Consider the following 13,873-nt stretch of genomic DNA (forward strand, 5'->3'; position numbering starts at 1 on the left):
GGCCGAGGCGGCGCGCCGGTCAGCGCGCCGCTTTCGCCAAGCCCTTGGACAATTGCAGCGCCCCGTGCAGCCGCGACTTGGTATCGGGCCAGGCGCGGTTGAGCACCAGCTTGCCGTCGGGGCGCAGCTTGGCCACGTCCTTCAATCGTTCGACATAGGCGAGCAGCCCCTCGACATTGGGCGGGCGGTCGTCGTGGAAGCTGATCAGCACGCCGCGCACGCCGACATCCATCTTGGCGATGCACGCCTTGCGCGCGTTGAGCTTGATCTCGATGACGCGGATCAGATTGTCGGTCGGGTCGGGCAGGGGGCCGAACCGGTCGATCATCTCGGCGGCGAAGGCCTCGATCTCCTCGCGCTTCTCCAGTTCGTTGAGGCGGCGATACAGCCCCATGCGCAGGTCGAGATCGGGGACATAATCCTCCGGGATCAGGATCGGCGCATCGACCGTGATCTGGGGCGAGAAGTCGCGCGGCCGCTCGAACGCGCCGCCGGCCTTGGCCTCCAGGATCGCCTCTTCCAGCATCGACTGGTAGAGTTCGTAGCCGACCTCCTTGATATGGCCCGACTGTTCGTCGCCGAGCAGATTGCCGGCCCCGCGAATGTCGAGGTCATGGCTGGCGAGCTGGAAGCCGGCGCCGAGCGAGTCGAGGTCGGACAGCACCTTCATCCGCTTCTCCGCCGCGTCGGTCATCTGCCGCTCGGGGGGCGTCACCAGATAGGCATAGGCGCGCGTCTTCGACCGGCCGACGCGCCCGCGCAGCTGATAGAGCTGCGCCAGGCCGAACCGATCGGCGCGGTGGATGATCATCGTGTTGGCGGAGGGGATGTCGATGCCGCTCTCGATGATGGTGGTCGACACCAGCACCTCGAACTTGCGGTCGTAGAAGGCGGACATGCGCTCCTCCACCTCGGTCGCCGACATCTGGCCGTGCGCGACGACATAGCGGATCTCGGGCACCTGCTCGCGCAGATACTCCTCGATATCGGGCAGGTCGGCGACGCGGGGCGTGACGATGAAGCTCTGCCCACCGCGATAATGTTCGCGCAGCAACGCCTCGCGCAGCACCACCGGGTCCCAGGGCATGACATAGGTGCGGACCGCCAGGCGATCGACCGGCGGGGTCTGGATCACCGACAGTTCGCGCAGGCCCGACATCGCCATCTGCAAGGTGCGCGGGATCGGCGTCGCGGTCAGCGTCAGCATGTGCACGTCCGCCTTCAGCGCCTTCAGCCGCTCCTTGTGCGTGACGCCGAACCGCTGTTCCTCGTCGACGATCACCAGCCCCAGCCGCTTGAACGTGATGCCCTTGGCGAGCAGCGCATGGGTGCCGACGACGATGTCGAGATCGCCCGACGCCACGCCGTCCTTCACCCCCTTGGCCTCGGCGGAACCGACCAGACGCGACAGGCGGCCGATCTTGATCGGGAAGCCCTCGAACCGCTGAACGAACTGGTTGTAGTGCTGGCGCGCGAGCAGGGTCGTCGGGCACACCACCGCGACCTGCAAGCCCGACATGGCGGCGACGAAGGCGGCGCGCAGCGCGACCTCGGTCTTGCCGAAGCCGACATCGCCGACGATCAGCCGGTCCATCGGCCGGCCCGCGCCCAGGTCGTTCAGCACATCGCCGATCGCGCGGTCCTGATCGTCCGTCTCGTCATAGGGGAAGCGGTCGACGAAGCTGGGATAGCCGGCATTGTCCGGTTCCGCCACCTCGCCCGCGCGGAGCGCCCGCTCGGCCGCCGTGGCGATCAGCTCGCCGGCGATCTCGCGGATGCGCTCCTTCATCTTCGACTTGCGGCGCTGCCACGCCTCGCCGCCCAGCCGGTCGAGCGCCGCGCCGTCCTCGCCCGAGCCATAGCGGGTCAGGACCTCGAGATTCTCGACCGGCACGTAGAGCTTGTCGCCGCCGGCATATTCCAGCGCGACGCAATCGTGCGGGCTCTTGCCGACGGGAATCGAGGTCAGCCCCTCATAGCGGCCGATGCCGTGGTCGGAATGGACGACCAGATCGCCGGGCGACAGCGTGGCAAGCTCGGCGAGGAAGGCGTCGGCCGATTTCTTGCGCTTCTGCCGGCGGATCAGCCGGTCGCCCAGCATGTCCTGTTCGGTCAGCACCGCGACGCCGGGCGCGGTGAAGCCATGGTTGAGCGGCAGCACGACCAGCGCGACGCCGAAGCTCTTCGCCAGATCGGCGACGCCCAGCGCATCCTGCCATGTCTCGGCCGCCTTGCCGCCCTTCAGCCCATGGTCCTTGAGGAGGTTGCCCAGCCGTTCGCGCGCGCCGTTCGAATAGCTGGCCAGGACCGGCTTGCGGCCCTGCTTGCGCAACGCCTGAACATGGTCGACCACGGCCTCGTAGACGTTGGCCTGGGCGGCGCGTTCGGGCGCGAAGTCGCGCGGGCCATCGACCTCGAAATCGAGCACGGTTGGCGAGGGCGGCTCGTGGAACGGGGTGGTGACGTGCGCCGTGACGGCCTCCAGCCCGCGCCGCCATTCCGCCGCATCCAGATAGAGCGCCTTGGCGGGGAGGGGCCGATAGCTGCCGGGCTGGGCCGCCTCGGCGCGCTTGCGGTTCTCATAATAGTCGGCGATCGCCTCGAACCGCTGTTCGCCGGCCGCGCCGCTCGCCTGATCGCGGACCACCACCGTGTCGCCGGGCAGATGGTCGAACAGGGTCGCCAGCTTCTCCTCGAACAAGGGCAGCCAATGTTCCATGCCGGCCATGCGCCGCCCGTCCGACACCGCCTGGTAGAGCGGATCGCCGGTCGCGGTCGCGCCGAACGTGTCGCGATACCGGGTGCGGAATCGCTTGACCGAGTCGGGATCGAGCAATGCCTCGGAGGCGGGCAGCAGCGTGAAGCCGTCGATCCGCCCGGTGGTGCGCTGGTCGGCGGGGTCGAAGGTGCGGACCGATTCGATCTCGTCGCCGAAGAAGTCGAGGCGCAGCGCCTGGTCCTCGCCGCTGGGGAACAGGTCGACGATGCCGCCGCGCACGGCATAGTCTCCCTGGTCGTGCACCGTCTCGGTCCGCATATAGCCGTTCGCCTGGAGCAGTTGCGCCAGGCTCTCGCGGTCGATCCGCTCGCCGGGCGCGAGCGTGGCGATCAGCTGCCGGATGCGGAACGGGGTCAGGACGCGCTGCGTCGCGGCGTTGACCGTCGTCAGCAGCAGTTGCGGCCCCTTCGCCTTCGCCTGGAGCCGGTGGAGCGCGGCTATACGCTCCGCCATCACCCGCAGCGAGGGCGAGGCGCGGTCATAGGGCAGGCAGTCCCAGGCGGGGAACTGCACCACCTCCAGCTCGGGCGCGAAATAGGGCGCGGTGGCCGCGATCGCGCGCATCGCCTGCTCGTCCGACGCGACGAACACCGCCCGCGCCGGGGCCGCCCGCGCCAGATCGGCGAGCATCGACGGCAGGAAGCCGCCGGGCGCGCCGGCCAGGGTCAGCGGCTGGCGGGCGGAGAGGATCTGCGTCAGGTCGGGCATTCAGGTCTCGCTACGCGCCTCCGACTGGAGGCGATGGATGGCGGCAACGCATCGAGCCGCCGATTTCCCCTTCCACGGGAAAGGAATGAAACGGCTTAGCGCGACACCGGCACGAAGTTCAGTGCGCGCATGGCCTGCATCATCGGGCTTTCCCATTGCGGTGGGCAGGGGATGGAGCCGATCGCCCAGCCCATGATGTCGACATCCTGCTCCTCCAGCAGCGTCTCGAACCAGTCGAGCTGGTCGGGCGTCCATTCCTGGTGATGCGCGTCGAAATAGCCGCCGATCATCAGATCGGCCTCGCGCGTGCCGCGATGCCAGGCGCGGAAGCGCAGGCGTTTCAGCCGGATTTCGTGGTCCACATTCGTTCCCGTCAATCGAAAGCCGGCATGTCGGACCGGAAAGCCGCCGGGTCAACTGGAAGATGCGCGCAATCGCTGGCATGAGGCGGTCAGTCATGCGTCCCGAAATCCTCAATCACCTGTTCGCCGAAGTCACTGCGCTGAAAGGCGTGGGGGCTGCGCTGGCCAAGCCGCTCGACCGGCTGGGCCTGTCGCGCGTCGTCGATGTCGCCTTCCACCTGCCGACCGGCCATGTCGACCGGCTGCCGCGCACCGAGCTGATGACCTCGGATGCGGGGCGGATCATCGCGATCACGCTGACCCCGCAATCCTATCGCGAGGGCAATGGCCGCGCGCCGACGCGGGTGATGGCGATCGACCGGGAGGGGAATGTCGTCGCCCTGGTCTATTTCGGTGGCCACCCCGGCTGGGCGAAGAAGCTGCTGCCGCTCGGCGAGCCGAAACAGGTGTCGGGCCGGCTGGACCAATATGGCCAGGACTTGCAGATCGTGCACCCCGAACTCGCCGAGCCGGGCGAACCGATGCGTGAGCGCGAGCCGATCTATCCCTTGTCGGAGGGGATGACTTCGCGTCGGCTGGCCGGCTTCGTCGAACAGGCGCTGGCGCGCGCGCCGGACCTGCCCGAATGGATCGACGCCGGGCTGAAGGCCAAGCGCGAATGGCCCGACTGGCGCGACGCGCTGGTCCGCATCCATGCCGATCCCGCCGATGCCAAGGCGCGCGAGCGGCTGGCCTATGACGAGGTGTTCGCCAATCAGTTGGCGATGACCTTGGTGCGCGCCGACACGCGCAAGCGGCGTGGCCGGGCGCTGCTAGGCGACGGGCGGCTGCGCGATCAGTTGCGGCTGCCCTATACGCCGACCGGGGCGCAGAGCCGCGCAGTGGCGGAGATCGAGGGCGATTTGCGGCAGGAGGCGCCGATGCTGCGCCTGCTCCAAGGCGATGTCGGCTCGGGCAAGACGCTGGTGGCCGCGATGGCGCTGCTGGTCGCGGTGGAGGCGGGGGCGCAGGGCGCGATGCTCGCCCCGACCGAGATTCTGGCGCGCCAGCATTACGAGTCGCTGCGGCGGCTGCTCGCCGGCCTGCCGATCACCATCGGGGTGCTGACCGGCCGCGACAAGGGCAAGGTGCGCGAAGCCACGCTGATGGGGCTGGCGGACGGATCGATCGACATCCTGGTCGGCACGCATGCGATCTTCCAGGAGGCGGTCGCCTATCGCGATCTCGCACTGGTGGTGGTGGACGAACAGCATCGCTTCGGCGTGGCGCAGCGGCTGCTGCTCCAGGAAAAGGGCCGCAGCCCGCACCTGCTGGCGATGACCGCGACCCCGATCCCGCGCACGCTGACGCTGGCGCAATATGGCGAGATGGACGTCAGCCGGCTGGACGAGATGCCCCCCGGCCGGGAGCCGATCGAGACGCGCGTCGTTTCCGAGGACCGGCTGGACGAAGTCGTCAACGCGATCGGCCGCCACATCGCCGATGGCGGACAGGCCTATTGGGTCTGCCCGCTGGTCGAGGAGAGCGAGAAGTCCGACCTCGCCGCCGCCGAGGCGCGGGCGGAGTCGCTGTCGGCGCGGTTCGGCGAGCGGATCGGCGTGGTCCATGGCCGGATGAAGCCCGCCGAGAAGGATGCGGTGATGGAGGCCTTCTCCGCCAACCGCCTGTCGGTGCTGGTCGCGACGACGGTGATCGAGGTCGGCGTCGACGTGCCCAATGCGACGCTGATCGTGATCGAACATGCCGATCGCTTCGGCCTGGCGCAGCTTCACCAGTTGCGGGGGCGCGTGGGTCGGGGCGGGGGCCTGTCGCGCTGCCTGTTGCTGCGGGGGAGTTCGCTGTCGGAGACGTCGCGCGCGCGCCTGGCGCTGATGCGCGAGACGAATGACGGCTTCCGCATCGCCGAGGAGGATCTGCGCCTGCGCGGCGGCGGCGAGATGCTGGGCACGCGCCAGTCGGGTGACGCCGCCTTCCGCCTCGCCCCGCCCGAATTGCTTCCCGACCTGCTGCAATGCGCGCAGGACGATGCGCGGCTGCTGATCGATCGCGACGGCGGCCTGCACGGCGCGCGCGGGCAGGCGGCGCGGATCGCGCTGTACCTGTTCGAGCGCGAGGCGGGGGTGGCGTTGCTGCGATCCGGCTGATCCGCGCCTATGGCAGTCGCTGCCCCAGGCCGGCCTGGAGCACCGCATACCATTCCGCCCGCGTCCATTCGACCCGGTATGCCCCGGCGGCGGCGCGGATGCGGGCGGCGGTCTGCGACCCGACGATGGGAATGATCCGTGCCGGATGCGCCATCACCCAGGCCAGCGCCGCCGTCGCCGCATCGACGCCGTAGCGCGCGCCCTTCTCGGCGAGCAGGAGGCCGGCGGGATGGCCCTCGGCAAGCAGCCGCCCGCCAGCCAGGGGCGACCAGGCGAGCACCGCCAGGTCGCGGACCATCGCCTGATCGAGCGTGCCGTCGAACAGCGGCGCGGTATGAAGCGGCGAGAATTCCGGCTGGGTGCTGAGGATCGGCAGGTCCAGAAAGGCCTGCAACGCGTCCAGCTCCGCTGGGCTGTGGTTGGAGACGCCGATCCCGCGCACCTTTCCCGCAGCGACCATCGCCGACAGCGCGCCGGCCACCTCCTGCGGATGGGTGAGCAGGTCGCGGCGATGGATCTGGTAGAGGTCGACCCGTCCCACCCCCATGCGCGCCAGCGAATCGTCCAGCGCCTCCGCCAGATAGGCGGCGGACGAATTATAGGGGATGCCGGGCCGGATGCCGCCCTTGGTCGCGATGACCATGCGGTCGCGCAGCGCCGGCGCGTCGGCCAGCACGCGGCCGAACAGCGCCTCCGCCGACCCGAACCCGCCCAGACTGCCGGCGCCATAGATATCGGCCGTGTCGAACAGGGTGATGCCCGCCTCCAGCGCCGCCTCGACCAGGTCGCGGCCCGCCGGCACATCCTCGCCGGTGAAGCGCCACATGCCCCAGGCGATCGGGGATATCAGGATGTCGCTGCGACCCAGCGGGCGCGGTTCGGCGGAGAGGTGGATCGTCGTCATAAGGCGCGGACATCGCACAGGAAGCCCGGCCGGGGAAGCGGTGGCGCGGGCCGCCTGCACGGCCCGCGCGCGATCAGCTTACCGCCATCAGGCTGGCATTGCCGCCCGCCGCCGTGGTGTTGATCGAGGTGGAGACTTCCTCCACCAACCAGTCGAGCCGATAGCCGGCCGAGCCGGCCTGGGGCAGCACGATCGGTCCCGGCAGCTCGGCCAGCGTGCCGAGCGCCGCCGCCACCGTGTCGGCATCCCCCTCGATCAGCGCGCCGGCATAAGGCCCCTCGTGACGCCAATCCTCGACGCAGGCGAGGCGGGCGGTGATGCCGGGCGGCAGGCTCGCCAGCACCTCGCGCAGGGCGCCCGCTTCGCCGATCACCAGCTGGTTGCCGGCGGCGAGGGTCACGCCGATCTGCTCGATCAGGCCGTCGCGCGTGCGGGGCAGCGCCAGGATGCGCCCGCGGGGGTGCAGCGCATAGAGGTTGCGCTCGCCGACCGGCCCGGCCAGCTCCACCGCGCCGCCCAGCATCGATGCCTCGATCGCCACGCGAATGCGGGCGGCCAGGGCGGTTTCGCCCCGCGCCTCCAGCAGGATCGCCAGTTCGCGCGCGGCGGGATCGGCCTGGTCCGACACCACCGGCGGCGGCAGGTCCGCGCCCGCGACCAGCCGGCCGAGATAGAGCGGCCCGCCCGCCTTGGGCCCGGTGCCCGACAGGCCACGGCCGCCGAAGGGCTGCACCCCGACCACCGCGCCGATGACGTTGCGGTTGATGTAGAGATTGCCGGCCTTCACCCGCGCCGTGACGTGCGCGATCGTCTCGTCCAGCCGGGTGTGCAGGCCGAAGGTCAGGCCATAGCCGGTGGCATTGATCCGATCGATCAGCCGATCGAGATCGGCGCGGCGGAAGCGGACGACGTGCAGCACCGGCCCGAACACCTCGCGCTCCAGCCGGGCGATGTCATCGATCTCGATGATCGTCGGGGCGACGAAGGTGCCATGTACCGTCGCATCGGTCATCGCGACCTGTTCGACGCGGTGGCCCGCCGCGCGCATCCGCTCGACATGCGCCTCGATATGCGCCTTCGCCTCGGCGGTGATGACCGGGCCGATATCGACCGCCAGCCGGTCGGTGCGGCCGATCGACAGTTCGTGCAGCGCCCCCCGGATCATCGCCAGCGTGCGATCGGCGACCTCCTCCTGCAGGCACAGGATGCGGAGCGCCGAGCAACGCTGGCCCGCGCTGTCGAAGGCGGAGGCGATCACATCGGCCACCACCTGTTCGGCGAGCGCGGAGGAGTCGACGATCATGGCGTTCTGACCGCCCGTCTCGGCGATGAAGGGGATGGGCGCGCCATCGGGGCGCAGTCGCTTGGCCAGTTCCTTCTGGATCAGTCGGGCGACCTCGGTGGAGCCGGTGAACATCACCGCCTGCGTCTCCGCCGCACCGACCAGCGCCGCACCGATCGCGCCGTCGCCGGGCACCAGGTGCAGCACATCGGCGGGAACGCCCGCCGCATGGAGGATGGCGATCCCCTGCGCGGCGATCAGCGGGGTTTCCTCGGCGGGCTTGGCGAGCACGGCATTGCCCGCGACCAGCGCCGCCGCGACCTGGCCGATGAAGATCGCCAATGGGAAGTTCCACGGGCTGATGCAGGTGACGACGCCCAGCGGGCGATGCGCCGTACCCAGCGTCGAGCGCGCCTGATCGGCATAATAGCGAAGGAAGTCGATCGCCTCCCGCACCTCGGCGATGGCATTGGGCAGCGACTTGCCGGCCTCGCGGACGATCAGCGCCAGCAGGCCCGGCATCCGCGCCTGCATCATGTCGGCGGCACGATCGAGCATCGCGGCGCGCTCGGCGGGGGGCAGGGCGGCCCAGCGCTCGGCGGCGGCGGCGGCGCTGCGCGCGGCGTCCTGCGCGTCGGCGACGGACATTTCCTGCACCGTGCCGACGATGTCGCGGTGATCGGCGGGATTGCGTACCGGCCGGCTCGCACCCCGGCTGCCCGCCTGCCACGTCGCCGTCGCCTTCATCGCAGCGCCGAGCGACGCCAGCGCGGCTTCGTCGCTCAGGTCGATGCCGGCGGAGTTGACGCGCGTGCCGTACAGGTCGCGGGGCAGGGCGATGTTCGGGTTCTTCTGCCCCGGCACCGCCATCGCGCGGACCGTCTCGACCGGGTCGGCGACCAGGTCCGCGACCGATATCTCGGGATCGGCGATCCGGTTGACGAAGGAGGAGTTCGCGCCATTCTCCAGCAGGCGGCGGACCAGATAGGCGAGCAATGTCTCATGCGTGCCGACCGGCGCATAGATGCGGCACGGCCGGTCGAGCTTCTCCGCGCCGACCACTTCGTCATAGAGCGGCTCGCCCATGCCGTGCAGGCACTGGAACTCGTAATCGCCGACCGTGAAGTCGGGGCCGGCGAGCTGGTAGATGGTCGCCAGCGTCTGCGCGTTATGCGTCGCGAATTGCGGGAAGACCGCATCGCGCGACCCCAGCAGCTTGCGGGCGCAGGCGATATAGGCGACGTCGGTGTGGATCTTGCGCGTATAGACCGGGAAATCGGCCAGCCCGTCGACCTGTGTGCGCTTGATTTCCGCGTCCCAATACGCGCCCTTGACCAGCCGGACCATGATCCGCCGGCCCGCCCGCCGGGCGAGGGCGATGATCCAGTCGATCACGAAGGGGCAGCGCTTGCCATAGGCCTGAACCACGAAACCCAGACCGTCCCAGCCCGCCAGATCCGGGTCGGTCGCCAGACTTTCGAGCAGGTCGAGCGACAGTTCCAGCCGGTCGGCTTCCTCGGCATCGATGTTGAGGCCGATATCGTAGCGCTTGGCCAGCAGCGCCAGCGCCTTCACACGCGGCAGCAGCTCCGTCATCACCCGTGCCGCCTGGGCGCGGACATAGCGGGGGTGCAGCGCCGACAGCTTGATCGAAATGCCCGGACCCGCATAGATGCCGCGTCCCGCCGACGCTTCGCCGATCGCGCGGACGGCGGTGTCATAGTCGCGGTAATAGCGGTCGGCATCGGCGGCGGTGGTCGCCGCCTCGCCCAGCATGTCGTAGCTGTAGCGGAAGCCGCGCGCCTCCAGCGGTCGGGCGCGCTTCAGCGCCTCGCCGATCGTCTCGCCGGTGACGAACTGCTCGCCCATCATCCGCATCGCCATGTCGACACCGCGCCGGATCACCGGCTCGCCCGCGCGCGCGATCAGCCGGGTCAGCGCCGCCCCCAGGCCGCTATCATTGACGCTGCCGGTCAGCTTGCCGGTGACGACCAGACCCCAGGTGGCGGCATTGACGAACAGCGAGCGCCCGTCGCCGACATGCGCGCGCCAGTCGCCGCCGGCGATCTTGTCGCGGATCAGCGCGTCGCGGGTCGCGGTGTCGGGGATGCGGAGCAGCGCCTCCGCCAGGCACATCAGCGCCACGCCCTCCTGGCTGGACAGGGCATATTCCTGCACCAGCCCCTCGACCCCGGTGCCCTTGTGCTTGGCGCGCAGCGCGGTGACCAGCACGGTGGCGGTCGCCGTCGCGTCGCGACGGATCGCATCGGGCAGCGTCGCGGCATCGAGCAGGGGGGCGAGGCACTCGACCTCGCTGCGGCGATAGGCGGCGGTGATCGCGCGGCGCAGATCGTCCTGCGGGCGGATCGGGGGGGCGAAGTCGGTGAAGGCGGGGGCGGCGAACTGGGACATGGTCGGGCGATCCTCTCGCACCCGCTATAATGATGATCGCGCTGGCGGTCCGTCCGGATTTACGGCAAATTCGCGCCGAACGCACTTATCGGAGCGGTGATGATGGATCGAACGGACGCCAAACCCGCCCCTGCCGGTCCGATCGACCTGTTCGACCGCCGCATCGTCGAGGCGTTGCGCGCCGATGGCCGGCTGTCGGTCACCGAACTGGCGAAGCGGGTCGGCCTGTCGAAGACGCCGTGCCAGGTACGGCTGCGCCGGCTGATCGACCAGGGCTATATCCTGGGCTTCCGCGCGATCATCGATCCGGCCAGGCTGGGGTTGGACCATATCGCCTTCACCGAGGTGAAGCTGTCCGACACGCGCGAGGCGGCGCTGGACGAGTTCCGCCGCGCGGTGCTGCGCATTCCCGAGGTGGAGGAATGCCATATGATCGCCAGCAGCTTCGACTATCTGCTCAAGGTGCGGACCGCCGATATCCGCCGCTATCGCGAGGTGCTGGGCGAGCGGATATCGGCGCTGCCGCATGTCGCCAACACCTCCACCTTCGTGGCGATGGAGACGATCCGCGACGGCGGCCTGTAGTGCGACGGCACCGCCGCCGCCCCGGCAGTTCATTCCCCCGGATGGCGGAAGGTCGATTCGCCGAGCTGCACCGTCACCGACCGACCGGGATCGCCGGACGAGTCCGCCAGCGTCACGGTGTAGCGGCCGGCCGCGACATGCCAGCTGCGCGTCGCGGGATCGAAGGTGGCGAGCAGCCGGGGGTCGATCGTCACCGCGGCGGAGTCGCTGGCCCCCGGCGCGAGGTCGAACTTGCGGAACGCGCCCAGGCGGCGCGGCGCCTCCCAACCCTGTCCGGCGACATAGACCTGCGCCACCGTCTTGCCCGCGACCGGGCCGCTATTGGTGACGGTGAAGCGCGCCGAGATGCCGCGGCCGCTCGGCTCGGCGGTCAGGCCGCTCAGCGCGAAGCGGGAGTAGGACAGGCCATAGCCGAACGGGAAGAGCGGCTTGGCCCCGGTCTTCTCGAACCATTTGTAGCCGACCGCCGCGCCCTCCTTGTCATAGTCGCTGACCGGGTGCGAGTCGCTGTCCAGCTTGGGATCGCCCTCCAGCACCGGCCGGGGCAGTTGCGCGACCGAGGCGGGAAAGGTGACGGGCAGGCGGCCAGACGGATTGACCTCGCCGGTCAGCACCCGCGCGATCGCCTCGCCGCCCGACGTGCCGGGATACCAGGCTTCCAGCACTGCGCCGACCTTGGACAGCCAGGGCATCGCCACCGGCCCGCCCGTCTCCAGCACGACGACGGTGTTGCGATTGGCCCTGGCCACCGCGTCGATCAGCCGGTCCTGGCCATCCGGCAGGTTGAGATCGGGCACGTCGAGCGATTCGCCGGTCCATTGTTCGCCGAACAGGACGACCATGTCCGCCTTGCGCGCGGCGGCGGCGGTGGCGGCCACGTCCTTGCCGTCCAGATAGGTGACGGTGGCGGTGGTGCGCGCCTGCAAGGCCTTCATCGGTGAGGAATTGTGATAGAGCTTTGGGCCGGGAAAGCCGCTGGGATGCTCGTCGGGCACGATCAGGCCGTTGGCCGGGCCGCCATGCGGATAGACCTGGCTGGAGCCGCCGCCCGACAGCACGCCGACATCGGCATGGCTGCCGACGATCAGGATCGAGCGGACCGATTTGGCGATCGGCAGCAGGCCGGGCCGGTTCTTGAGCAGGACGATGCCTTCCTCCGCATCGGCGCGGGTGACGGCGGCATGGCCGGCATAGTCGATCCTGGCGGACTGGTCGCCCTGGACCGGGTGATCGAACAGCCCGTTGGCGAACATCGCATGGAGGACGCGGCGCGCCATGTCGTCGGCGCGGTCCCTGCTGACATGGCCGTTGTTCACCGCTTCGCGCAGGGCGTCGGCGAAATAGGCGGAGCGGTCGAACGCCCAGCCGGACTGCTGGTCCAGCCCCGCATTCGCCGCCTCGCTGGTCGAATGGGTGGCGCCCCAGTCGCTCATCACATAGCCCTTGAAGCCCCAATCCTGCTTCAGCACCTTGTTGAGCAGCCAGTCATTCTCACAGGAATAGGCGCCGTTGACGCGGTTATAGGCGCACATCACCGATCCGGGCTGGCCGACCTCGTTGGCGATCTCGAACGCCAGCAGGTCCGACTGCCGCCCCGCCTGCTCGCCGATGCGATGGTCCATGACCATCCGGTTCGTCTCCTGATCGTTGAAGGCATAATGCTTCATCGTCGAGACGACATGCTGCGACTGGATGCCCCGGATCTCATGACCGGTGATGATGCCGGCGAGCAGCGGGTCCTCGCCGCCATATTCGAAATTGCGGCCGTTGCGCGGCTCGCGGATCAGGTTCATGCCGCCCGCGAGCTGCACGTTGAAGCCGGACAGGAAGGCCTCGTTGCCGATCATCGCGCCGCCGGCCTGCGCCAGTTCCGGGTTCCAGGTCGCAGCGGTCGCCAGGCCCGAGGGCAGCGAGGTGCGCAGGCGCGGCGTCGGCCCACGTTGGCTGGCGACGCCGACGCCGGCATCGGTCTGCCACTGGGCGGGGATGCCCAGGCGTGCGATGCCGGGCACGATACCGGCCGAGCCGGGCAGCCCGTCCTTGGGGAAGACCCAGTTCTTGGTCGCGTTGCGCAGCCAGTCCGCCTGGGTGGAGAAATAGCCGAAGGTCAGTTGCAGCTTTTCGGCCAGCGTCATCTGCTTGAGCAGCAGGTCGGCGCGCTGTTCGGGCGACAGGGCCGCGTTCATCCAGGGCCGCTCCTTGGGGCCGTCGGTGGGGGCGGCGGCGGCCTGGGGCGCGTTGTTGGTCGTCTGAGCCTCGGCGATGCCGGCCGGCGCGAGGGCGAGGATCGTGGCGGCGGACAGCAGCAATCGCGAGAAGGTCGGACGGATCATCAGGGTCTCACATTGGGAATAGGGTAGGGCCGGGGGGCAGGGGATGGTCAACCTTCCTAAGCGATGCGTCGGGCGTGCATCAATCGGGAAAACCCGCGGTCTCTCCGGCAGTTGAGGCGGCCGCCCGGCACCGGACGGGCGGCCGTGGTCGCAGGGCTATTGGCGGCCCATCACCTGCACCAGCGAGGCGGCATTCTGCCCGGTCGGCAGTTTGCCATCGGCGGTCAGGCGGCCGGTGCGGTCGTCCCAGCGCAGCGTCGCGCTGCTGCCGTTTTTCCCGTCCCGATAGGCGTTGCTGACGCCGTCGTCGTCGTAGAGCGTGAAGCGGGCATCGGCTCCCGGATAGACGCGGATGCTCGCCAGC

8 protein-coding genes are annotated in these 13,873 nt (G+C 69.7%); 2 read left to right on the top strand and 6 right to left on the bottom strand.

Translation table 11 applies throughout. The features are described 5' to 3' along the window. Nucleotides 1–19: 19 nt before the first annotated feature. Both mfd and BRX43_RS12190 read right to left on the bottom strand, forming a co-directional pair. A complete protein-coding gene (gene mfd / locus BRX43_RS12185; RefSeq protein ID WP_125995220.1) occupies nt 20–3,487 on the bottom strand; it encodes a transcription-repair coupling factor in 3,468 nt (1,155 codons plus the stop codon). A 95-nt stretch (nt 3,488–3,582) separates the two neighbouring features. Beyond that, nucleotides 3,583–3,849 carry a succinate dehydrogenase assembly factor 2 gene (locus BRX43_RS12190; RefSeq protein WP_125995222.1) on the bottom strand — a complete coding sequence of 89 codons (267 nt, stop codon included), beginning with the start codon at nt 3,847–3,849 and terminating at the stop codon, nt 3,583–3,585. A 95-nt stretch (nt 3,850–3,944) separates the two neighbouring features. Between BRX43_RS12190 and recG the strand changes: the two genes are divergently transcribed. After that, nucleotides 3,945–5,993 carry an ATP-dependent DNA helicase RecG gene (recG, locus tag BRX43_RS12195; protein WP_125995223.1) on the top strand — a complete coding sequence of 683 codons (2,049 nt, stop codon included), beginning with the start codon at nt 3,945–3,947 and terminating at the stop codon, nt 5,991–5,993. A 7-nt stretch (nt 5,994–6,000) separates the two neighbouring features. Here recG and BRX43_RS12200 read toward each other — a convergent pair whose 3' ends face one another. Both BRX43_RS12200 and putA read right to left on the bottom strand, forming a co-directional pair. Next, nucleotides 6,001–6,897, bottom strand: a complete 897-nt coding sequence (locus BRX43_RS12200) for an aldo/keto reductase (RefSeq protein WP_125995225.1) — start codon at nt 6,895–6,897, stop codon at nt 6,001–6,003. 73 nt (nt 6,898–6,970) lie between these two features. After that, nucleotides 6,971–10,591, bottom strand: coding sequence for a trifunctional transcriptional regulator/proline dehydrogenase/L-glutamate gamma-semialdehyde dehydrogenase (gene putA / locus BRX43_RS12205; protein ID WP_125995227.1), 3,621 nt, complete (start codon nt 10,589–10,591; stop codon nt 6,971–6,973). Nucleotides 10,592–10,693: 102 nt separating this feature from the next. Between putA and BRX43_RS12210 the strand changes: the two genes are divergently transcribed. After that, nucleotides 10,694–11,176 (top strand): Lrp/AsnC ligand binding domain-containing protein, encoded by a 483-nt coding sequence (locus tag BRX43_RS12210; protein ID WP_125995248.1) that lies wholly within the window; start codon nt 10,694–10,696, stop codon nt 11,174–11,176. A 29-nt stretch (nt 11,177–11,205) separates the two neighbouring features. Here the strand turns inward: BRX43_RS12210 and BRX43_RS12215 are convergent, their stop codons facing one another. Both BRX43_RS12215 and BRX43_RS12220 read right to left on the bottom strand, forming a co-directional pair. Next, nucleotides 11,206–13,509 carry a glycoside hydrolase family 3 C-terminal domain-containing protein gene (locus BRX43_RS12215; protein ID WP_125995229.1) on the bottom strand — a complete coding sequence of 768 codons (2,304 nt, stop codon included), beginning with the start codon at nt 13,507–13,509 and terminating at the stop codon, nt 11,206–11,208. A 156-nt stretch (nt 13,510–13,665) separates the two neighbouring features. Continuing rightward, on the bottom strand, nt 13,666–13,873 hold a 208-nt coding region (locus BRX43_RS12220), incomplete at its 5' end, for a DUF5110 domain-containing protein (protein WP_125995231.1).

The organism is Sphingomonas sp. S-NIH.Pt15_0812 (assembly GCF_003951315.1).
Lineage (GTDB): Bacteria > Pseudomonadota > Alphaproteobacteria > Sphingomonadales > Sphingomonadaceae > Sphingomonas.

What these genes read in the sequence shown, in the direction of transcription:
- mfd (WP_125995220.1), bottom strand. Translation starts at nt 3,487, where the DNA reads ATGCCCGACCTGACGCAGATCCTCTCCGCCCGCCAGCCGCTGACCCTG.
- BRX43_RS12210 (WP_125995248.1), top strand. Translation starts at nt 10,694, where the DNA reads ATGGATCGAACGGACGCCAAACCCGCCCCTGCCGGTCCGATCGACCTG.
- BRX43_RS12200 (WP_125995225.1), bottom strand. Translation starts at nt 6,897, where the DNA reads ATGACGACGATCCACCTCTCCGCCGAACCGCGCCCGCTGGGTCGCAGC.
- BRX43_RS12215 (WP_125995229.1), bottom strand. Translation starts at nt 13,509, where the DNA reads ATGATCCGTCCGACCTTCTCGCGATTGCTGCTGTCCGCCGCCACGATC.
- recG (WP_125995223.1), top strand. Translation starts at nt 3,945, where the DNA reads ATGCGTCCCGAAATCCTCAATCACCTGTTCGCCGAAGTCACTGCGCTG.
- putA (WP_125995227.1), bottom strand. Translation starts at nt 10,591, where the DNA reads ATGTCCCAGTTCGCCGCCCCCGCCTTCACCGACTTCGCCCCCCCGATC.